We start from the raw sequence: 20,060 nt of genomic DNA on the forward strand, positions 1-20,060 counted from the left end.
TAAGTATTCTCCGTCAACATTTATCATGGGTGCGGATATTGGTGACCTCTTTGAGAGGGAAGAGGTCGAGCTTGAGTACTTCTCAGGAAAGAAAATTGCCGTTGATGCTTTCAACACGCTATACCAGTTCATCTCGATAATAAGGCAGCCTGACGGTACGCCGTTAAAGGACTCACAGGGCAGAATCACCTCTCACCTTTCCGGAATCCTATACAGAGTCTCCAACATGGTCGAGGTGGGAATCAGGCCGGTGTTTGTATTCGACGGAGAGCCACCGGAGTTCAAGAAGGCTGAAATTGAGGAGAGGAAAAAGAGAAGGGCTGAGGCAGAGGAGATGTGGATTGCGGCTTTGCAGGCAGGAGATAAGGACGCGAAAAAGTATGCTCAGGCTGCAGGGAGGGTTGACGAGTACATTGTTGACTCCGCAAAGACGCTTTTAAGTTACATGGGGATTCCCTTTGTCGATGCCCCGTCTGAAGGAGAGGCGCAGGCTGCTTACATGGCAGCAAAAGGCGATGTGGAGTACACAGGAAGCCAGGATTACGATTCTCTGCTCTTCGGAAGCCCGAGACTCGCCAGAAATCTCGCAATAACGGGAAAAAGGAAGCTTCCCGGCAAAAATGTCTATGTGGATGTAAAGCCGGAGATAATAATTCTGGAAAGCAACCTCAAAAGGCTGGGTTTGACGAGGGAGCAGCTCATCGACATAGCGATTCTGGTCGGGACGGACTACAATGAGGGTGTGAAGGGTGTCGGCGTCAAGAAGGCTTTGAACTACATCAAGACCTACGGAGATATTTTCAGGGCACTCAAGGCTCTGAAAGTAAATATTGACCACGTAGAGGAGATAAGGAATTTCTTCCTGAATCCTCCTGTGACTGACGACTACAGAATAGAGTTCAGGGAGCCTGACTTTGAGAAGGCCATCGAGTTCCTGTGCGAGGAGCACGACTTCAGCAGGGAGAGGGTCGAGAAGGCCTTGGAGAAGCTCAAAGCTCTGAAGTCAACCCAGGCCACGCTTGAGAGGTGGTTCTGATGCACGAAAAGGATGTCAGCTACGAGGTGGCGGTGATAACGGTTTCCACAAGCCGATATGAGAGACACGGGGAGGTGAGGGGCGTTGAGAAAATCCCGGAAGATGATGCTTCCGGGAAGCTGCTCGTGGAGAACTTCAACGCTTCCCAGTATTTCCTCGTTCCCGATGACGTAATGCGAATTCAGAAGGCTGTTCTGGAAGCCCTTGTGAGAGCCGACGTCTGCCTGATAACCGGAGGGACGGGATTGAATCCGAGAGACGTGACAATCGAGGCCGTAGAGCCGCTGTTTACCAAAAAAATTGAGGGTTTTGGGGAGCTTTTCAGGATGCTTAGCTACCAAGAAGTCGGCTACTCGGCAATTCTTTCGAGAGCAACAGCGGGTCTTGTAAATGACAAGGCAGTCTTCTGCCTGCCGGGCTCAAGCAAGGCCGTAAGGCTTGCAGCAGAGATAATTAAAGGCTCCTTGAAGCACATTCTGAGCCACGCTAAGGGGATGAGCTGAAGAATATCCCCTTCTTCTTCATCAGCCTCCTTGAGCCGCAAAATGGGCAGTAAAGGTTCGGAATGTGAAGGGGGCCTGAGTAGCTTGTTGTCCTTCTGATGTTGAGGTCGAACTCCGAGCCGCATCTTGCACAGTAGATGTTTTCAAGTTTGGTCATAAGGCAACCTTCTCGTGAATGGATTTATCTTTTTCTGACGACGATGTAAATTCCCAGCAGCACGAGGCCAGAGCCTGCAACGGTTCTGAGCGTGAGGGGCTCGGCAAGCAAAATGTTGCCTGCGAGCAGCGACACGACGGGAATGGCGAGAAGGAATACCGACGCTCTTGAAGCCTCCTCCTTTTCGAGGAAGTAGTACCACCCGAGGTAGCCGAAAAAGGTGGAGAATATCCCAAGGAATACTATAGAGCCGATGAGGTTGAGGTCTCCGCCCAGAGAGCGAATCGAGTCGGGAAGGAAGGGATAAAGCGGGATTGAGCCGAGAACCATCGCGTTGCTTGTCAGCGTTATAGGGTTGTACTTCGAAAGCAGACTCTTTCCGAATGTAGTGTAGATTGCCGCAGCGACAGTGCTTACCATTACGAGCGCTATTCCGTAAATGTTGGCGTAGGAAGGCTCTGATATCACCACAACACCGAGGAAGGCAATGATTATCCCAACAACCTTGCTGTACGTTATCCTCTCCCTTAGAAAAATCGCGGAAAGGATAAGGACGAAAATTGGGGCGAGAGAAATCACGACGCTCGCAACTCCCGACGAAATGTAAACCTCACCGAGGTTCAGGAAGACGTGGTAAACGGACACGCCGAAAATGCCCAGAGCAAACACCTTCGGCAAGTCCTTCCATTTTATTCTCTTTCCTAAAATAATAATCACGGCAAAGAGTGTATTGGCGATGGCAAACCTTAATGAAGCAATCGCGATTGGGGACAGAAACCTTACGGAGTACTTTATGGCCGTAAAGGCTAATCCCCAGAATGTTACGGTTAAAGCAAGAACGATCCACTTCTTCATGCCGTCAAAAAAGGAAGGGGGTTAAAAAAGATTAGGTAACCGCAGCAGCATCTACAGCCACGCAGGCCTTGTCGTATATCATGCCGAACTTCCATTTGGCCTCTGAAATCAGAACCAGGTCTGCTTTCCTGTTGTTTACAAATTCGCTGCCAAGCGAAAGACGCAGGGTGGTGAAGCCGGATGGATAGATTCTGTCGTAAACCTTCTGCCAGTCGTTGGTGTTGTAGTTCCAAGCGTAGATTTCAAGACCATCGTTCTGGTCGGCAACGGTTAGCATGATGTTCGCAGAACTCTGCACATTGAATCTGAGGTGGATGGTAGCATAGTTCGGATTCCCAGCGTATGCCTTAACGCACTGCTCAACGTAGTTGCCGTCCGCTTCAGAAAGCTTCTGGAGATCAGCGGAATCGAGCATCTTTTCCTTGTCGATTATGGGCGCCCCGTAGTTGATCGGCTTCCAGGAGGGACCAGCAACATCTCCTTCGGTGTCCTTCCACGCCTTATCGAGGCCAGCTGGCTGGTATTCTGTTGTAAGCTCCCAGTGAGCCCATGGGTCTGTGTACATTCCGTAAAGGCTCCACAACTCTAGGTTGGACAAGTCGAACAGAGTTCTTGTTGCAGCAACTGGCACGTTTTCGTCCTCTCCGTAGTAACCGTAGTTCGGTGGGTGGAGGTAGTCAATTAGCTCCTTCCCCTTTTCGACGTCTATGCTGCCGTAACTGTCCAGAATTAGTCCTGTTAAAGTCTCGTACCTCCAGAGCGAGTCCTTAACGGCGTAGCTTATGGTCGAGTACATCTCCGGAACTATGTAGTGGTTTGCCACGACAACCAAATCGTCCTTGTCCTCAATCTGCTTTGGAAAATCGAGTGACTCGGCCCATTCGGGGTAGCGGTAGTCCATGTATCTCACTGCAAACTTGTCTGCAGAAACTTCAAGCACCGCTCCACCCTTCTCTCTACCCTTTCCATCTCCGACAATGTAAAGCCACGGTACGCCCCTCTTTGAACCCTTAACCATGTTCACAGCATCGCTTAGCTCATCGGCATACTGCACAACCTGTCTCGCGGTGAGCAAGCACCCCATTCCGGAAACGAATGGCTTTGTGTCCATTGCAGGAACCATGTCCATGCCTATGGCTATCCCCGCGGAGCTCATTGCCGCAGTCACACCAACGAAGCCAGGTGCGGATACGCTCACGAATCTGTGACCTCTATCGGGGTACTGCTCTATCAGCAGTGCAACCTCGTGGAAGACCTCGGGGTTGAACATGAAGCTCCTGCCCATCAGCACTCTGCCGTCGGAGGTGGCATCATCCATCGCCACGAACCCATCGCAGGCAACGCCTTTCTTATCCTGCCATGCAACGATGGGAGTGGCTATCGGATAGGCGATGCTCAGTATGACGTCGAAACCCATGTTTAGCAACAGAACATCATCGTAATCCACATCGTAGCCAGCGTCTCTCGCTCCGTCTGCAATCCCTCTCATCTCCTCTCTGAACTCTGAAGGGACATACTTCTCATTCCCCTTTGCAACCTCCTTACCCAGCTTCAAGAGACCCGGAATCAAATCTTCCGGAATGTCGTAACCGGCAAGCACAGATTTAACGAACTCCTTGGTCATACTCTGAACCTCAGCCCCTTTAAGGCAGCCGTGCTGGTATCCCATCTCGTAGGGTGAGCCCTCGAGGTGCATCAGGTATTTGCCGTTTCCAAGGTCTGCGATGTAGCCTCTGGGGTCCTTTTCGCATGTTTTCACAATCTTAAACCCACCGGCAGTCCCCACTGCCAGGCACAGAAGCAGAGCTAACAGCAAGTACTTCATGAAAATTTAGAGCTATTAAAAAATATAAATTTTTTTGGTGATATACTTATAACAATAATGAGCAACTAAAAGATCAATACCTCATATTCCTCTTCGATGTATCTTGCGATGCTGACGTGCCCGCTCAAGTCGGAGCAGACGTTTAAACCTTCCTTTTCCGCATCTTTCAGCGAACCCATTTTGGCTGAGCATGCCTTGCAGATGCAGTCTATCCAGCCCCTCTCCTTTGCCTACTTGTAGTGTTTTGAAACAATGCTGCCTTCGGCATATTTTAAAGGAATCACAGTCGCTTTGCCCTCTATTATCAGCTTTGCCTCGTAGCCTCTCTCGTTGAGTTCCCTTAGGTAAAGAAAGGCGTGGAGCATGCACATTTCATCGTCATTAAAAAGAAAAATAGCGAGCTTCTTTGCCATCAACACACCTCAAATCTTCTTGTAGCAGAACCACCAGTCGTAGCAGCTGATATCTCCAGCCTTAGCCTTTTCAAGCCTCTCTTTTGCCTCAGCTTCGCTGATTGGTGGGGGAATAATCACAGCATCACCAACAAGCTCATTGTTGGGCCAGTTGGCAGGCATCGCAACACCGTTCTGGTCGCTGACCTGCAAAGCCTTCACAGCCCTAAGGATTTCGTCCATGTTTCTTCCCAGCTCCTGCGGGTAGTAGATTACTGCCCTGATAACCGCCTCTGGATCAACGATGAAAACCGCCCTTACTGTGTTCGTTCCCTTGGCTGGATGAATCAAACCGAGCATCTCAGCGACTCTGCCCGTATCGTCGGCAATCACGGGGAACTCGATTTCGATGTCGAGCTTTTCCTTAATCCACTCTATCCATTTAATGTGCGAGAACACCTGGTCGATGCTAAGGCCAATCAGCTCGCAGTTAAGCTTCCTGAACTCGTCGTATCTATTCTGAAAAGCCACAAACTCGGTTGTGCAGACTGGAGTGAAGTCTGCAGGGTGGCTGAACAGAACGAACCACTTCCCTTTAAAGGCTTCCGGCAGCTTCATCCTGCCGTGTGTTGTAACGACTTCAATTTCCGGGAATTATCCCCCAAAAGCGGCGCCAAATCAATCACCTCCTCGTTAAAGAGATATTCTAAATTCTAATCAGACAATATAACCTTTTATTACGGAATTCGAACTTGAGATAACAAAAATGGAAAAACTTAAAGTTTATTCTCCAGGATCCTCGCTATAACCTCGTCCCTCGGAGTTGCTGCTATCCTCGCCACCTTTTTCGGGTCGTGGCCCTGGCAGATTGCGAGAAGCTGGTTGTAGTCGAAAACCGGAATGCTGTAGTCAATCATCCCCAGCTTCCTCATCTCCTCCTGAGCCTCGTCCATCCACATCAGGCAGGTTATGCAGGAAACGACGATGCAGTCGGGATCGACTTCTTCCTTCATAGAATCGAGCTTCAGCTTGAGAAACTCCATCGCTGCTCTTCTGTTGTGCCTCGCGTAACCACCCGCCCCACCGCAGCACTGCTTGTCCCTCGTGAACGTCGGAACCTCGGCCCCAAGCGCCCTCGTCAGCTCCTTTAGAACCTGAGGATTCTCTGGATCGTCGAAGCCGAGGATGTTGCTCGGCCTGATGGTGTGGCAAGGAACCTGCACAACAGCCTTCGCCTCTCTCTCGAAAACTTCTGCGATTAGGTACATATCGAGCCTTGCGGAGCAGAGAAGGGATATTAATGTTGCATCGTAGTCTTTACCCTTTTCAACGTTTCTCCTGCAAGCGAAAACCACGACGTCCTTCACGTCAACATCAAGCAACCCCTCGTCTGTGAAGTTCTTGGCCTTCATCGAGATGGCTTTGGTTATGCATGAAGCTGCGCAAAGTCCACAAACCTTGCGCTTTCCGACCATCACTGGCACCCCATCCTTCAGTTGCAGAGCATCGTGAGGACAGAGAGAAACGCAGATTCCACAGCTGATGCATTTGTTATAATCAACCAATATGGTCTTTGGAGACTCCTCTGGCATGCAAGGGAGTTTGAAATTAACCAAACTGTGTGGAAATATTTTGAAATCTTAAATAATAAACTGCAAAGAAACTAGTTGGTATTTAAAAAATTTTTTAATGGTTATTTGATACTTTGACCTAGATTTTTGGCAAATGCAAGCAGGAAGCCCAAGGCGTTTTGCACGTCCGGGTCTCTGAGAGACTTCAGAGCCCCTGTCACTCCAACCGGCTCGAAGTTCTTAGCCTTCTTAAATGCTTCAACAAGCTTCTCAACCCTTTTTATCATCCCCTCATCCACTGAAAGGGCAACGGTTAGCAGCATTTCGAGGTTCTTCGTCACCACTTCCTGCACATCTTCATCGAGAAACTCTTCGGGAAGTTTTCTAATGGCTAAAACAGCCCCGGACATCTCCACAAGCTCGTCAAGAACACCGCTGTTTTCGAGGTAAATCAGCTTGTCCATTGCGCTTATTATAGCATCTCCATCCTCGGCAAGTTTCTCCATCAACCTCATCAAAACGTCAGCAGCCTTACTCTCATAATCGGCAATCATAATCGCTCAGCTTCCACTATAAATTTAAATTTTTGCTTTTGGTTATTAATAACAAATAATTTAGATAAAAAACTTAGGAAAGTTTAAATAAGCATTCTAATTCACGATTTTAAAATACTTGTTGCAGAGGTGAAAGGATGGTCAGAACCGAGTTTGGCAGACTGCAAGAGCATCCTATTGTCGATTTTAAAAGAGGAAAAGAGGTCACAATTTACCTCAATGGCAAGCCCGTAAAGGCATATGAGGGGGAGACAGTTGCTGCTGCACTTTACGCTGCCGGAGTCAGAGTTTTCAGCCGATCCTTCAGATGGCACCGCCCGAGGGGATTCTTCTGCGCCATAGGCAAGTGCTCAGCATGCATGATGGAGGTTGACGGCATCCCGAACGTCAGAACCTGCAAGGTTTACGTCAGGGACGGGATGCAGGTCAGAACGCAGAGCGGGATGCCTGATGCTGAGAAAGATGTTTTCTCCATTCTCGATGATGTGATTGACAAAGTCTTCCCCCACGGCAGCCACTACACCAAGTTCACTACCAGCAAGAAAGCAAGGGAGTTCATGGTCAAGAGAATGAGGAAGTTTACGGGCTTCGGCAACCCGCCAAAGGCTGTATTTCAGGGAAGAGCGGAGCTTGAGGAGATTGAAACTGATGTGCTGGTTATCGGGGGAGGTCCGGGAGGAATGTCGGCAGCAATAAACGCTGGGAAGTATGGGGCAAAGGTTCTGCTTGTTGACGAGAATCCCTTCCTCGGCGGGCAGCTGGTAAAGCAGACGCACCGCTTCTTCGGCTCTGCCAAGGAGAGGGCAGGGACGAGAGGGATAAAAATTGCCGGAATTCTGGAGGAGGAGCTCAACAGCATAGAGAATGTTGAGGTGAGAAGGGAAACGAGGGTTTTCGGAATCTACAACGGTGAGGCGGGGGCTTATCAGAGGTTAAACGATGATGAGGGAAAGCTTTTGAGAATAAAGGCCAAGAAGATTGTTGTAGCTACGGGAGCTTACGAGAGGACGCTGATCTTTGAGAACAATGACCTGCCGGGAGTTTACGGTGCTGGCGGTGTGCAGACGCTGATGAACGTTTACGGAATAAAGCCGGGCAACATGGGGCTGATTGTTGGGTCAGGTAATGTAGGGCTTATCCTCACCTACCAGCTAATGCAGGCTGGAGTGAATGTTGCGGCCATTGTTGAGGCGATGCCCCGCATTGGAGGCTACTTCGTCCATGCAGCAAAGGTGAGAAGGCTCGGAGTGCCAATTTACGTGAGACACACCATACTTAAAGCCATAGGAAGGAAGAGCGTTGAGGGGGCTGTGATTGCCCAGCTCGACGACAGGTGGCAGCCAATTCCCGGCACCGAGAAGGAAATCAAGTGCGACTTCATCTGCGTTGCCGTCGGCTTATCCCCCACACACGAACTGCTCTATCAGGCGGGCTGCGAGATGAAGTTCGTGCCAGAGCTTGGAGGAATCGTCCCGCTCAGAACGAGATTCAACGAAACGAGTGTTAAGGGGCTTTACGTTGCAGGAGACGTTGCGGGGATTGAGGAAGCAACAGCAGCAATCATGGAGGGCAGGATAGCGGGAATTCATGCCGCAGTTACGCTGGGCTATGGTGGTGAGGAGGCGAAGAAGGAGCTGGACGAGGCGGTTAAGGAAATAGAGGAGTTCAGAGCTGGGCCCTTCGGAGAGAGAATAGTCTGCGGATTGGAGAAGTGCACACTTGAGAGCGAGGTGATGCTATGACCCAGTATCTGGAAAGAGGATACCTTGAGAGGGATGAGCTCCCGCCCTTTCCAAGCGAGGAGAGGTTGAAGAAGAAGGCAGTAGCCTACATCGAGTGCCCCCAGCCCATCCCATGCAGCCCCTGCTTCGAATCCTGTCCCGCAAACGCCATTGAGATGAAAAACATCAACGACCCGCCAAAGGTTGACTACGAGAAGTGCACGGGATGCATGAAGTGCATTCGCGTTTGTCCGGGCCTCGCAATCTTCATGCTTAGACTGAGAGACGACGGCAAGGGAGAGGTGACGCTGCAATACGAGTTCCTGCCGTGGCTGAAGAAGGGAGACAGGGTGAAGCTGTACAACAGGAAAGGTGAGGAAATCGGTGAGGGAGTGGTTAACTGGGTTCTGCCGCCAGAGAGGAACGACAACACCTCTCTCGTCAGAGTGGAGGTGCCTGCAGAGCTGATTTTCGAAGTCAGGGCTGTAAGGCCAGTGGGGTGATAAGCGTGAAGGACAGGAAGGTTGTTTGCAGGTGTGAGGATCTGACCGAGGAGGAGATAATCCACGCCATCGAGCTTGGCTACGACGACCTTGAGAGCCTCAAGAGGTTTACCGGAGCAACGACTGGCCCATGTCAGGGTAAGAGCTGTCTGATGCACATCCTAAGAATACTCAGCCAGAAGACTGGCAAGAGCGTTGATGAGATTGGCGTAACAACGCAGAGGCAGCCCGTGAATCCGGTCCCGCTTTACATACTCGCTGCAGGGAAGGGTGATAAAGAATGAAGGTCGCTGTTATCGGTGGAGGAGTTGCGGGGCTTTCTGCAGCGTACTTTCTGGCAAAGGCTGGGGCTGACGTGAAGGTTTTCGAGCAGAAGTATCTGCTTTACGGTGCGAGCGGAAGGAACTCAGGCGGTTTGACTGCCCAGTTCACAAATGAAGCTATGATAAAGCTGGCAAAGAGAACGCTTGAACTCTACGATGAACTTCAGTCAGAGGTCGGGTTCAACTTTCTGCTGAGAAGGGACGGCTACGTCAAGATTGCGGGCAAGGGTGAGGAGGCGAAGCTCAGGGAAGAGGTTGAGTTCCAGAGAAAAGCCGGAGTTAAGGTGAAGATGGTCGAGCCTGAGTTCGTTAAGGAGCTGTTCCCCGACATAAACACCTCCGCCTTCACCGCTGCAAGCTACTTCGCCGATGGTGGAGTTGTTTTTCCATGGCCCGTTGTATGGGGGCTGGCAAAGGGCTGCAGGGAGCTTGGAGTGGAGATTTACGACTACACCCCGGCAAGTGTTGAGGTGAAGGGCAACGATCTAACTGTGAAAGCCAGCGGGGAGAGCTACAAGGTTGACTACATCATCAACGCTGCAGGGGCATGGAGCAATGAAATCAGCCAGCAGGCAGGGGTGGAGCTGAACAACAAGGTTTTCAGGGAGGAGATATGCGTAACTGAAAGCCTGAAGCCCTACCTTGACCCCTACATTATGGATATCTCAACAGGCGTTTACTTCAGCCAGTCCATGAGAGGAGAAATCGTTGGAGGGATTCTTGGCAGCGAGACGGACAGGCTTGAAACCAAAGCCTCCCTCGACTTTCTCACGACCTACGCAAAGAGGGTTACTGAGCTTGTGCCCAAGCTGAGGGGTATGGCAGTGCTGAGGCAGTGGGCAGGGCTATACGATGCAGGCAGGAACGGAATGCCTGTAATCGGCCAGACGAAAGTCAGGGGATTCATCCAGCTCAACGGCTTTGGCAGGCACGGCATGTCCCTCGCCTTGGCTGCAGGAGAGGGTGTGGCGGAGCTGATAGTGAAGGGAAGAAGCTCGATTGTTGAGCCCTTTAAACCTTAATTTTTCATAGGTAGTTTTAGAGGTTTTTACTATTTTTCAAAAGCAGGGAATTATTAAGTATTAGGAATGTGCTTTTGTAATTAATCAGTTAAATTGGAGGTGAAAGTTTGGGAAATTTCGGACTGTTTAGAGGATTAACTGCCGCTCTGCTTCTGCTTGCACTGCTGCAAACAGTAAACGCAGCTACCATAACTGGCTGCACTCAAATTCAGAGTCCGGGCTACTACGAGCTTGCCAGCGACATAACAGCATCGGGAACGTGTATTGTGATAACCTCTGACCATGTGACATTTGACGGAAAGGGTCACAAGATTTCGGGGACAACCGGAGATGGGATATTCGTTGTGAGCCAGACTGTGTATAATGACCCGGTTTACAACTACACAAACGTCATTAAAAACGTGTCCATACAGAACGTGGTAGTAGAGGGTTTTGACGTAGGAATACACATAAGAGGGGCACAGGGAGTCGCGGTAACAAAATCTGAGATTTTAAACTCGGCCTCCATAGGGATTCACGTGGAGTTCTCAGACAACGCACTGGTTTATGAAAATGTTGTCAGGAATGCAGATGTCGGAATAAAGATTGCCAACAGCTTCGCATCCGATATAGCCCACAACAGAGTTACAGGCTGCAACATTGGAATCTACACAGCAAAATACAAGGTTTTCTACGGGGACTGGCCCTACATTGGTTTGAAAAATGTTTATATTTACGACAATTACCTTAAAAACCACCAGAACATAGGCGGACTTGCAGCGAATCCCGCAACCGACCCCGGAGATCTGGAAAACGTCAATCTGTTTACTCAGAAAACACCCGGGACCAACATAATTGGTGGCCCATACTTCGGTGGTAACTTCTACAGCACGCCCTCTGGCAACGGATACAGCGACCTGTGTGTTGATGCAGACGTTGATGGGCTGTGCGACCAGCCGTTCAACGCTGGCTACCTCGTCGACAAGTATCCTCTTACATACATCACAGCAGCAGGACCTGACGTTACTCCGGAATTAAAGCCTGAAAAGCTCGTTGTTGTTAAGCCTGCAGAGGGAGAGAGCTTCTGCGCTGGAGATGAGATAGTCATTGAGTGGACTGGAGGAGATGAGGATTGGAGGGTTGACCTTTCCTTGGTGGATACTCTCAGTCTGGCAATGACGCCGATAGCTTCCGGAATACACAATTCAGGGCAGTACACATGGACCATTCCTGCAACTTTGTCCCCAGGAACGTACCAGATATACATTCAGGAAATCAACCAGCGTGATTACGCTTACGGAGGCAAGTTTTTTGTCATAGACTGCAGCCAGCAGGCAACGAAAGGTATTGAGGTTCCGGAGTGTGAGGGGATAATCGACCTCAGCACCGGCACAACCGGAAACTTCATTCCGGACTTATACGGTGCTGCAGAAGATTCTGTGAATGACCCGGTGGACTGGGAGGTTGAGGGGATGACGGCTTACGTCGTCCCACCGTATCCGGGGTGGTATTCGGGTCCAGAAATCGACTCCATTGCAAACTGGATTACGCCCTACACCAACCAGAACCACAATTACCCGCAGGGATACGGAGACTTTAAAGCCACGCTAAAGTTTACTGCTCCAGCAAACGGAAATATTACTCTCTACTACACAGCAGACGACGGTCTCGACCTATACCTCGACGGAAACCTTGTGGATTCCTACAAAGTTTACAAGGGTTTCACGCAGCTAAGAAAATACGAAACTAACGTTATTGCTGGACAGCACGTGATTACTGCCAGCGTTGAAGATGAACACAGAGTAGTTTCAGGATTCCTCGCAATAGGGTGGTTCTGTCCAACCGAGGTGGTTGAAAAACCATGTGAAAGACCGCAGACGGTAAAGCTTCAGGTTGGTGAGAAGTACCAGTGCGGAGACTATGTGATATCGATAGAAAAGGTCTCCACAAACGGCTACGCTACAGTAACGGTTTACGAGAACGGCAACCTTGTCGGAAGCTACTCCGTGAACCTCGGTCAGAGTCTGGTTGTGGGAGGTTTGACCCTTACGCTAAAGGAGATGTCAGAAAACACAGTCGTACTTGAAGTTTGCTGTGAAGAAGCAGTAGCATGTGAAAACTGGAGGGAAGTCGAGCTGAAGATAGGCGAGAAATATCAGTGCGGAGATTATACGATTGTGCTGGACAACGTCGACTACCCAACTCAGGCGGTGAAGGTTGCAGTATACGACTCCTCAGGAAACCTTTTGGGAATTCATCAGCTCTCAGTTGGAGACAGCATTTCCCAGCCGAGTTTGGTTTTGACTGATATCACCGGAGACAATTCCGCTAAATTCAAGATTTGCTGTGAGGAACTACCTATAGAATGTGAAGAGAAGGACATGAGGGCTGTAATAGGGCAAAAGTATCCGTGTGGAGATTACTACTTCACCATGACTGGGCTCAATTATGCTGATCAGAAGGTCACGATATCGATAATAGACCAGAGCGGAAATATTCTGTCAACCCACACGCTTGGAGTGGGAGATACAGCCGTGGAAGGGAGCATAAAGATTACTCTGAGCCAGATTACGGGAGATAACTCGGCATTGTTTACGGTGTGCTGTGAGAAGGTCGCATGTGAAACATGGACAGAGGTTGATGCCAAAATAAGGGAAAAGTATCAGTGCGGAGAGTACACCTTAACTCTGAACAGCGTGAATTACGCAAACCAGAGCGTTGAAATATCCGTTTATGATTCGGGAGGCAATCTGATAGCCACTCACCAGCTCTCAGTTGGAGACAGCATTTCCCAGCCGAGTTTGGTTTTGACAGATATCACCGGAGATAATTCAGCCAGATTCAAGGTTTGCTGTGAGAAGGTCAGCAAGGTACAACCTTCTTACACCACAACGATAAATCCAGAGGAGGTTACCGAGGTTCCAGCCACCACGGAGAAAGGAGGTGGGGAAGTCTCAGCTACGCCGGGCTTTGAAGCTCTCATTGCTGTAGCCGGGCTACTCGGTGTGGGCTACCTCCTGAGAAGGAAGTAATACGATTGTAACACAATCAAAAACTCTTTTTCCCTATTTTTTAAAGTTGGACTATGACTCTGAAGTTCGTTAAAGGAGAGAGCGATAACCTTGAGCTGGCAAAGGGCAGGGCAGCATTCGTGCTCGTTATTGGAAACACAAAGACTGCAAACATTGAGGGGATAACGGTTGCCGGGGCAAATCCAGAGCTGATAAAGTACACTCCCCCCGCAGATGCGGAGTTACTCTACCACGGGAAATGCCTCTCCATTGATGGTGTACCCGCAACGCCAGACGGAAAGCCAACTCCAGCCCTGATAACCTACACCGCCTTACGCCTTACCTCCATCCCACTCTTCGTTGTAAACTCCGGCCTGATGGTTCCGCCAAAAATCCCCTACATCGACCTCAACGCTCCAGTGGGGGAGAACATCGCTGAAAGCAGAGCAATGGACAGAGAGAAGGTTGAGGAGGTGTTGGAGAGGGCCAAAATTGTAGGAAGGCAGCTTTCAAAGCTTTCGGATGTTCTGATTATTGGAGAGAGCATTCCCGCAGGAACGACAACTGCTGCGGCAGTTTTAAAGGCTCTCGGCCTTAACGCAGCTGTCTCATCCAGCATGCCTGAAAACCCGGTTGAGCTGAAGAGGAAGGTTGTTGAGAGGGCTGTGGAGAGGGTTGAAAGCAATGACCCCATTGAAGTTCTCTCAGCCGTCGGCGACCCGGTAATGGTTGGTGTCGCAGGAATTGCTCTCGGATCAGAAAAGCCAGTAATCTTGGCGGGAGGGACCCAGATGGTGGCTATAGCCAACCTCATAGCCAGAATGGGAGAAGTGGAGGCTGTGATAGCCACCACAAAATATGTTGCCAGCGACGCCACAGCAGACCTCTCCCTCTCCCCCTTCCCCGTCATAGCTTCTGACCCCATGCTCGGTAAGTCACGATATCCGGGGCTGAGGGCTTACGAGGAGGGCTTTGTTAAGGAGGGAGTTGGAGCTGGCGGGATGACATCTGTGGCTTATGCACGTGGCATAACTCCTGAAAAGTTTTTGGAGGAGGTGGAAAAAGACTACGAAAGGATTGTACTTTGACATTTCATTTTTTCGCAATTATACTGATTATTAACCAAAAAATTTAAATAGGAGCTAATATCAAACATTAAAATAATGTCGCAATTTATTCTCCTAAAACTAAACCAGAGGGGAAAAATTATCGATGTAACTGGTTTACCGGGTCTCAAAGGAAAGTACTTTCACGAGGTTTTTACTGTTGAGAATGGCACCGCATCTCCAGTTGCAAGGTATAACGGAATGAGCTTCAAAATGGCCAAGGTTGATTTTGATGACGGCCAAGTATGCGTGTTGATTCCGGAGCAGGACGAAAGCTGCCTGGACTACCTTCCTATCGGTTTGGCGGTTGTCCGTGATGGTGAAATTGTATACTCAAACAACATGTTCAGAGAATTGTTAGGGGAGAATTACTATTCTGAGCGGTTCTCAAACTTCATTCGCTCTCTGAATGAAAAAATTGGTGAAGGTGTTGTGAGAGATGAGGTGGCAATCACCTCGGAGCTGGGAGAGGAGAGGAAGTTAGAAATCATGGCTTCAAAGGGCTACTATAACGGTAAGGAAGCAATTTTGTGCACACTCAGAGATGCTACGAGGGACAGAGAGTTTGAAAACCTGTTTTTAACGCTGACAAGTAAAGCATTCGTAGTCGTTTACATCATTCAGGACGGAAAGTTCGCCTTCGTTAACGAGATGGCAACGGGGCTTGGGTACTCAATTGAGGAGCTATACCGGATGAATCCCTTTGACTTAGTGCATCCAGATGACAAAGAGCAGGTTATCGACAACTACGTCAGAAGGCTTGCGGGTGAGCACGTTGAGGTTCCCTACAGGTTCAGACTCGTTGCCAGGGACGGCAGGTTACTTTACGTTGATGCTATAGCAGCGAGGGTGATTTTCAGAGGAAGGCCCGCTGTGATGGGGATGCTTATAGACAGAACTGATGAAATGAAAAATCAGGAAAAGCTCAAAATGTACGAGAGATTTTTCAGAAGGTCAAAGGACATGTTCTTCATTCTCGACAGATACGGCAGGTTTATCGACGTTAACCCAAGATACGCAGAGATCCTGGGGTATGCGAAGGAGGACTTGCTGGGGCGGACTTCGAGAATTATTGCCCACGAGGACGACTTGGAGATTCTGAGGGAGAACTTTGGGAAGGTGCTTAGAGGGGAGAGCGTGAAGTTCAGCTTTAGGGCTAAGAGCAGAGATGGTGGGGTAAGGTTTGTTGAGGTCGTCGAGTGGCCTGTGTTTAAAAATGGTGAGGTTGCTGGGGCTGAAGGTGTTATAAGGGACATTACGGACAGGGTGACAACCGAGGAGGAGCTGAAAAAGAAAAATCAGCTACTAAGGATAATCGGTGAAATAAACGAGCTCATTTTGAAGGAAAGGGACGAGTACGCTTTGCTGCAGAAGGTTTGCAGATTTTTCTCAAAAATCAGGGACACGGACTCATGGACTTGGATTCTGGACGGAAACAGGTTAATTAAGGCTACACCTCTAGCTCCAGAGTGTCATCTTGCTGAAAAAACCAAGGACGGAGTTTTGAGGTTTGAAGATTGCCATTGCCCTTTAAGCAAAGCTAAGAGCCTGGCCGTTCCAATCAGGCATAACGGGAACGTTTTTGGAGTTCTGGTTCTTTGCAATGTGGGCAGCCTGGCGGAGGATGAAATGACCATAATCGAGGAGCTGGGCATAAACCTGGGCTTTGCCGTCTCATCCTACAGAGCAGAGAGGGACAGGAAGATAGCCTTCAATCTCCTTCTTGAAAATCTGAAGCAGCTTGAGTCGCTTGCTGACAGGTTGAGAAATCCAGTAGCCATTATTTCCGGATTTCTCGAGATAAAGGACGACATAGGGTACGAGAGGGCGTTTAGAGAAATTGAGAACCAGATTGAGAGGATAAACAGAATTTTGGATGATTTGAGGCTGCAGGAGACTCTGACGTACTTCATCCTCAAGGGGGGTTTTGGGACAAAATTCCTTTAATCCCTGACAACAATCACATACGCTCTCCACCCAATATACCTCTTGGGCACATCAACCTTTGCTGAATTACCGAAAGGCGTGACTCTCTTCTCGAAAACAACCTCAACCTCCTCTTTCAGAACAAAATCTCCCTTCTTCACTTCAACCCTCCTCATGTTAAGTATATCCATAGAAATACTTAAATACTTTTTGGTTGGAATCAGAACATGAACCTTGGATTCAGAGTGACAGGGAAGTTTGTAAGGGAACTTCTGGATGTTTTGGATGAAATTGCAGAGGAGATAAGACAGGAGGAGAAGGAAAAGTATCCGTACACAGAATGGGAGAGGAAGAGAGAAGTTGTTAAGGAAAGGCTGAGAAAACTCCCTGAATACGTTAGAGAGGCTATTTCTGTGATAACCGTGCAAAAGAGGGTGGGAAGACCAAAGAAAGTTGATCTGGAGAAGAGAGTTATGCTCTTTCTGTTTGCAAGGCTGATGGACAAATCAAACAGAGATATTGAGGAGCTTTTAGAGCTGTTTGAACCTTTATTCGGGATAAAGGTTAGCTACAAAACGATAGAAAGATTATACTCGGATGAAGAAGTTAGAATGGCTTTACACAACCTCTTCATCCTTCTGCTTAGAGAGGAAGGAGTTTCAGGAGATTTTTCAGGAGATGGGACAGGATACAGCCTAACCATCACTAAGCACTATAGAAGCAATCCTAAAAGGAAAGGTAAAGACTTCAGATACGTTTTCAGGATAATTGACATCGATACGGGAATGTACGTTGGCTTTGGCTATTCTGACAGATCTGAGAAAGATGCCTTTGAGAAGGCTTTAGGAATGCTCAAAAGCATGGGGGTGAAGGTAAACTCGATTTCTCTGGATAAGTATTACAGCAGTAGGAAGACTCTGAGGCTGTTTGATGCTGAGACAGCTGTCTACGTCATTCCAAAGCGAAATCTTGCCAGAATAGGATTTGACTGGTTGAGGGTTATCGAGAGGATTGTTGAAGCTCCTTATAGGTTTCTGAAGAGGTACTTCAAGAGGAACTTAAGTGAGGCAGGATTTTCTGCTGATAAGAGGAGATTTGGATGGTTGATAAGGCAGAGGAGGGAGGACAGGAGAGAGATGGCTTTGTTTGCTGTTGGGCTGTGGCACAATGTGTTTGCTGTTAGGGTGGTGAGGTAATTTTGTCCCAAAGTCCTCAAGGGGGAAAAGTATAAATAGTCTGCCGCAAGCATTTACGAAATTTGAAATGAGGTGTTGAAATTGAGTGAATTTGGTAGAGAATTTGGCCGTGCGCCACCTGTGGAAGTTGGAGACATTAGGGAAGTAAGAATTGAGGCAGTAGGTTCGGAAGGGGACGGAATAGCGAAAGTTGATGGCTTCGTGGTCTTCGTGCCCGGAGTCAAAGTGGATGATGTGGTGACCATCAGGATAACAAAGGTCCTGAGAAAGTACGGCTTTGCCGAAGTTGTTGAGTGAAAAAATAAAAAATTTTAGAGCTTGTTTAAAAGCTCTTCAATATTATTTATTAGCTCTTTTATTTCTTTTAACTCTCCTTTCATTTCCTCGATTTTGTCGTAGCCCTCGTCTCTCACCATTGCTCCGTACTGTGTCGGGACTATTATGCCGGACTGCTCAAGCACACGCAGAGAATACCTTATTCTGTGCTTGGGCATGTTGAGAATGTCCGACAACTTAAATATCCCGACCGGCTGCTTCTCCATCACAGTCTTGAGCACTTCCAGGTGTCGAAGTACTATTTCCGCCTCAGCCTTCAATTTTCTGAACACCATAATAATGGTAGTAAGTAACGTATATAAAAATTATGTTAGCAATTGATTTGCTCTTCAAAAGCACTGTCATTCAATCTCCGCTACCTCTATAACCTCAAGCGGAATTCGCGGCATTCTCTTTCCGATCTCGTACTTGGCGATTTTGGCCGCATGCTCCGGGCTTTTTGCGTTAAAAACCTTCATCTCGAAGATTAGCCCCACTAACGCAACACCGGCAACCATAAACACGGCCTTCAGCGGGCTGTTGCACTTTGGACAGGCTGTGTCTCCCACATCGATCTTCACGAAGTCCAAATCAGGGTTGAGCTTCTTCCCCGCCTCGGCAACCGCTATGTTCATCGCGTCCTCAACACTTCTCGCCTTTCTCACAATCCACGCAGCCTGCAGAACGACAAGGTAATCGGGCATCCACCCAGTAGTGGTACTCCGATTTTAAAAACTGTTGCATAGTTTGCTGCAAAATCTTTAATGGTCGTTCTGGACTATTGGCAGAGCAAACTTAAATTTTTTGGATATATAGGCTTCAAACCACTCAAAATAAAGAAAGGCTTTTATGTTGAGTAAATAAAGGCAAAAGTGATGTCGGAGAACGTTGCTGTTATAGGAGTGGGACATTCCAAGTTTGGAACAAGGAAGGACGTGAACATTGCAGAGCTATGCTGGGAGTCTATGAAACCGGCTTTTGAGTCAGCCAATCTTGAGCCAAAAGACATAGAATTCTTTGTCGTGAGCAATGCAGGCATGTGGAGCAGCGAGGCTGCTGTTCCGGCGCTGATGGCGGAGTATGCAGACCTCGCCCCAAAGGGCTCAATGAGGGTTGAAGCAGCATGTGCCAGCGGGAGTGCTGCAGTGAGAGTTGGTTACACTGCTGTGAAGTCCGGAATGGCTGACATCGTTCTGGTTCTCGGCGTGGAGAAGATGCAGGAGTCCCCCAATCCGAACGTAATTGAGCTAATCGGCAGGTTCGGAAGCTACTTCTGGGAGTTCGAGAACTTCGGCCTCACCTTTCCAGCTTACTACGCCCTTCATGGCACGGCTTACATGATGAAGTACGGAGCTACCGAAGAGGACTACGCAAAGGTTGCAGTAAAGAACCACTACTATGGAGCTAAGAACCCCTACGCACAGTTCCAGAGGGAGATTGATGTTGAGACTGTGATGAAAAGCCCATACGTTGCTTGGCCCTTCAAGCTCTTCGACTGCTCACCCATCACCGATGGCTCAGCCTGCATTATTCTGGCGAGCGAGGAGAAGGTAAAGGAGCTTGGAATAGATGAGAAAATCTGGATTCTCGGACAGGGTGTTGGAACTGGAACTGCAAACCTGAGCAGAAGGGAGGAATTCAGCTCCCTTGCCTCAGCAACCTACGCTGCCGAGCAGGCCTACAAGATGGCCGGAATCGACATCGACGACCCAACTAAGTATCTGGACGGTGCCAACGTCCACGACTGCTTCACCGCTCCAGAGATTATTGCCTACGAGGACCTCAGATTCTGCAAGAGGGGAGAGGGCTACAAGCTGATCAGAGAGGAGCAGACCTACATCGGAGGAAAGATTCCGGTAAACGTTGATGGTGGCTTAAAGGCCAAAGGTCACCCCATTGGAGCAACTGGTGTAAGTCAGGCAGTGGAGGCTTACAAGCAGCTGCTGCAGAAGGCAGAGCCGGGAAGGCAGGCTGACATAAACAAGGGAAGGTGGCTTGCCCACAATGTTGGAGGAACGGGGCACTACAGCTACGTGACAATTTACGGGCTTGAGAAGAGGTGATA

At 48.9% G+C, this 20,060-nt stretch carries 22 protein-coding genes and 1 pseudogene; 12 read left to right on the plus strand and 11 right to left on the minus strand.

The annotated features are described in order from the left end of the window. The first annotated feature begins 25 nt into the window (after positions 1-25). Entirely contained in the window at positions 26-1,036 is a 1,011-nt protein-coding gene (gene fen / locus AF_RS01330; RefSeq protein WP_010877775.1) for a flap endonuclease-1, read from the plus strand. Then, a complete protein-coding gene (locus AF_RS01335; protein WP_048064607.1) occupies positions 1,036-1,539 on the plus strand; it encodes a MogA/MoaB family molybdenum cofactor biosynthesis protein in 504 nt (167 codons plus the stop codon). Before fen ends, AF_RS01335 begins: the two co-directional genes overlap by 1 nt. On the opposite strand, the gene AF_RS13185 is transcribed toward AF_RS01335, so the two are convergent. The 8 genes and pseudogenes from AF_RS13185 to AF_RS01365 form a co-directional block, all read right to left on the minus strand. Further along, on the minus strand, positions 1,523-1,696 hold the full coding sequence (locus AF_RS13185; protein ID WP_164466387.1) for a hypothetical protein: 174 nt from the start codon (positions 1,694-1,696) through the stop codon (positions 1,523-1,525). The two genes, AF_RS01335 and AF_RS13185, sit on opposite strands and share 17 nt — an antisense overlap. A gap of 24 nt (positions 1,697-1,720) precedes the next feature. Next, a complete protein-coding gene (locus AF_RS01340; protein WP_010877777.1) occupies positions 1,721-2,551 on the minus strand; it encodes a DMT family transporter in 831 nt (276 codons plus the stop codon). Positions 2,552-2,582: 31 nt separating this feature from the next. Then, entirely contained in the window at positions 2,583-4,376 is a 1,794-nt protein-coding gene (locus tag AF_RS01345) for a C45 family autoproteolytic acyltransferase/hydolase (RefSeq protein ID WP_010877778.1), read from the minus strand. Positions 4,377-4,606: 230 nt separating this feature from the next. After that, positions 4,607-4,789, minus strand: a complete 183-nt coding sequence (locus AF_RS12330) for a hypothetical protein (protein ID WP_052270460.1) — start codon at positions 4,787-4,789, stop codon at positions 4,607-4,609. 9 nt (positions 4,790-4,798) lie between these two features. Next, on the minus strand, positions 4,799-5,386 hold the full coding sequence (locus AF_RS01355) for a peroxiredoxin (protein ID WP_010877781.1): 588 nt from the start codon (positions 5,384-5,386) through the stop codon (positions 4,799-4,801). Positions 5,387-5,544: 158 nt separating this feature from the next. Then, a complete protein-coding gene (locus AF_RS12335; RefSeq protein ID WP_165693598.1) occupies positions 5,545-6,243 on the minus strand; it encodes a CoB--CoM heterodisulfide reductase iron-sulfur subunit B family protein in 699 nt (232 codons plus the stop codon). A 30-nt stretch (positions 6,244-6,273) separates the two neighbouring features. After that, positions 6,274-6,360, minus strand: a pseudogene (locus tag AF_RS13835) (4Fe-4S binding protein); the annotation flags it as partial. A gap of 101 nt (positions 6,361-6,461) precedes the next feature. Next, positions 6,462-6,893, minus strand: a complete 432-nt coding sequence (locus AF_RS01365; RefSeq protein ID WP_010877783.1) for a DUF1641 domain-containing protein — start codon at positions 6,891-6,893, stop codon at positions 6,462-6,464. Between the two features lie 137 nt (positions 6,894-7,030). Between AF_RS01365 and AF_RS01370 the strand changes: the two genes are divergently transcribed. The 7 genes from AF_RS01370 to AF_RS01400 all read left to right on the plus strand — a co-directional run bounded on the left by AF_RS01370 (position 7,031) and on the right by AF_RS01400 (position 16,505). Beyond that, positions 7,031-8,635 carry an FAD-dependent oxidoreductase gene (locus AF_RS01370; RefSeq protein ID WP_010877784.1) on the plus strand — a complete coding sequence of 535 codons (1,605 nt, stop codon included), beginning with the start codon at positions 7,031-7,033 and terminating at the stop codon, positions 8,633-8,635. Further along, positions 8,632-9,117 (plus strand): 4Fe-4S dicluster domain-containing protein, encoded by a 486-nt coding sequence (locus tag AF_RS01375; protein WP_048064203.1) that lies wholly within the window; start codon positions 8,632-8,634, stop codon positions 9,115-9,117. Before AF_RS01370 ends, AF_RS01375 begins: the two co-directional genes overlap by 4 nt. Before the next feature lie 5 nt (positions 9,118-9,122). Next, positions 9,123-9,401 carry a (2Fe-2S)-binding protein gene (locus AF_RS01380; protein WP_048064609.1) on the plus strand — a complete coding sequence of 93 codons (279 nt, stop codon included), beginning with the start codon at positions 9,123-9,125 and terminating at the stop codon, positions 9,399-9,401. Beyond that, on the plus strand, positions 9,398-10,462 hold the full coding sequence (locus tag AF_RS01385) for an NAD(P)/FAD-dependent oxidoreductase (RefSeq protein WP_010877785.1): 1,065 nt from the start codon (positions 9,398-9,400) through the stop codon (positions 10,460-10,462). The genes AF_RS01380 and AF_RS01385 overlap by 4 nt, the downstream gene beginning before the upstream one ends. 107 nt (positions 10,463-10,569) lie before the next feature. Next, positions 10,570-13,473 carry a NosD domain-containing protein gene (locus tag AF_RS01390; RefSeq protein WP_231487562.1) on the plus strand — a complete coding sequence of 968 codons (2,904 nt, stop codon included), beginning with the start codon at positions 10,570-10,572 and terminating at the stop codon, positions 13,471-13,473. 53 nt (positions 13,474-13,526) lie between these two features. After that, complete coding sequence (cobT, locus tag AF_RS01395; RefSeq protein ID WP_010877787.1) at positions 13,527-14,540, plus strand: nicotinate mononucleotide-dependent phosphoribosyltransferase CobT; 1,014 nt, start codon at positions 13,527-13,529, stop codon at positions 14,538-14,540. A gap of 75 nt (positions 14,541-14,615) precedes the next feature. After that, the gene (locus tag AF_RS01400; RefSeq protein WP_010877788.1) at positions 14,616-16,505 is read left to right on the plus strand and encodes a PAS domain S-box protein; all 1,890 of its coding nucleotides are present in this window, start codon (positions 14,616-14,618) and stop codon (positions 16,503-16,505) included. On the opposite strand, the gene AF_RS01405 is transcribed toward AF_RS01400, so the two are convergent. Continuing rightward, positions 16,502-16,660 (minus strand): DUF2080 family transposase-associated protein, encoded by a 159-nt coding sequence (locus AF_RS01405; protein WP_010878145.1) that lies wholly within the window; start codon positions 16,658-16,660, stop codon positions 16,502-16,504. The two genes, AF_RS01400 and AF_RS01405, sit on opposite strands and share 4 nt — an antisense overlap. 51 nt (positions 16,661-16,711) lie before the next feature. Here AF_RS01405 and AF_RS01410 point away from each other — a divergent pair, with 51 nt between their 5' ends. Together AF_RS01410 and AF_RS01415 are read left to right on the plus strand one after the other, a co-directional pair. After that, positions 16,712-17,680 (plus strand): ISNCY-like element ISA1214-1 family transposase, encoded by a 969-nt coding sequence (locus tag AF_RS01410; RefSeq protein WP_010877790.1) that lies wholly within the window; start codon positions 16,712-16,714, stop codon positions 17,678-17,680. 81 nt (positions 17,681-17,761) lie between these two features. Next, a complete protein-coding gene (locus tag AF_RS01415) occupies positions 17,762-17,977 on the plus strand; it encodes a TRAM domain-containing protein (protein WP_010877791.1) in 216 nt (71 codons plus the stop codon). 14 nt (positions 17,978-17,991) lie between these two features. On the opposite strand, the gene AF_RS01420 is transcribed toward AF_RS01415, so the two are convergent. Both AF_RS01420 and AF_RS01425 read right to left on the minus strand, forming a co-directional pair. Next, positions 17,992-18,291, minus strand: a complete 300-nt coding sequence (locus AF_RS01420) for a hypothetical protein (RefSeq protein WP_010877792.1) — start codon at positions 18,289-18,291, stop codon at positions 17,992-17,994. A gap of 66 nt (positions 18,292-18,357) precedes the next feature. Next, entirely contained in the window at positions 18,358-18,699 is a 342-nt protein-coding gene (locus AF_RS01425) for a DUF555 domain-containing protein (RefSeq protein WP_010877793.1), read from the minus strand. A 171-nt stretch (positions 18,700-18,870) separates the two neighbouring features. Between AF_RS01425 and AF_RS01430 the strand changes: the two genes are divergently transcribed. Continuing rightward, a complete protein-coding gene (locus AF_RS01430) occupies positions 18,871-20,058 on the plus strand; it encodes a thiolase domain-containing protein (protein ID WP_048064205.1) in 1,188 nt (395 codons plus the stop codon). The last annotated feature ends 2 nt before the right edge of the window (positions 20,059-20,060 follow it).

It is taken from the genome of Archaeoglobus fulgidus DSM 4304, from assembly GCF_000008665.1.
Lineage (GTDB): Archaea > Halobacteriota > Archaeoglobi > Archaeoglobales > Archaeoglobaceae > Archaeoglobus > Archaeoglobus fulgidus.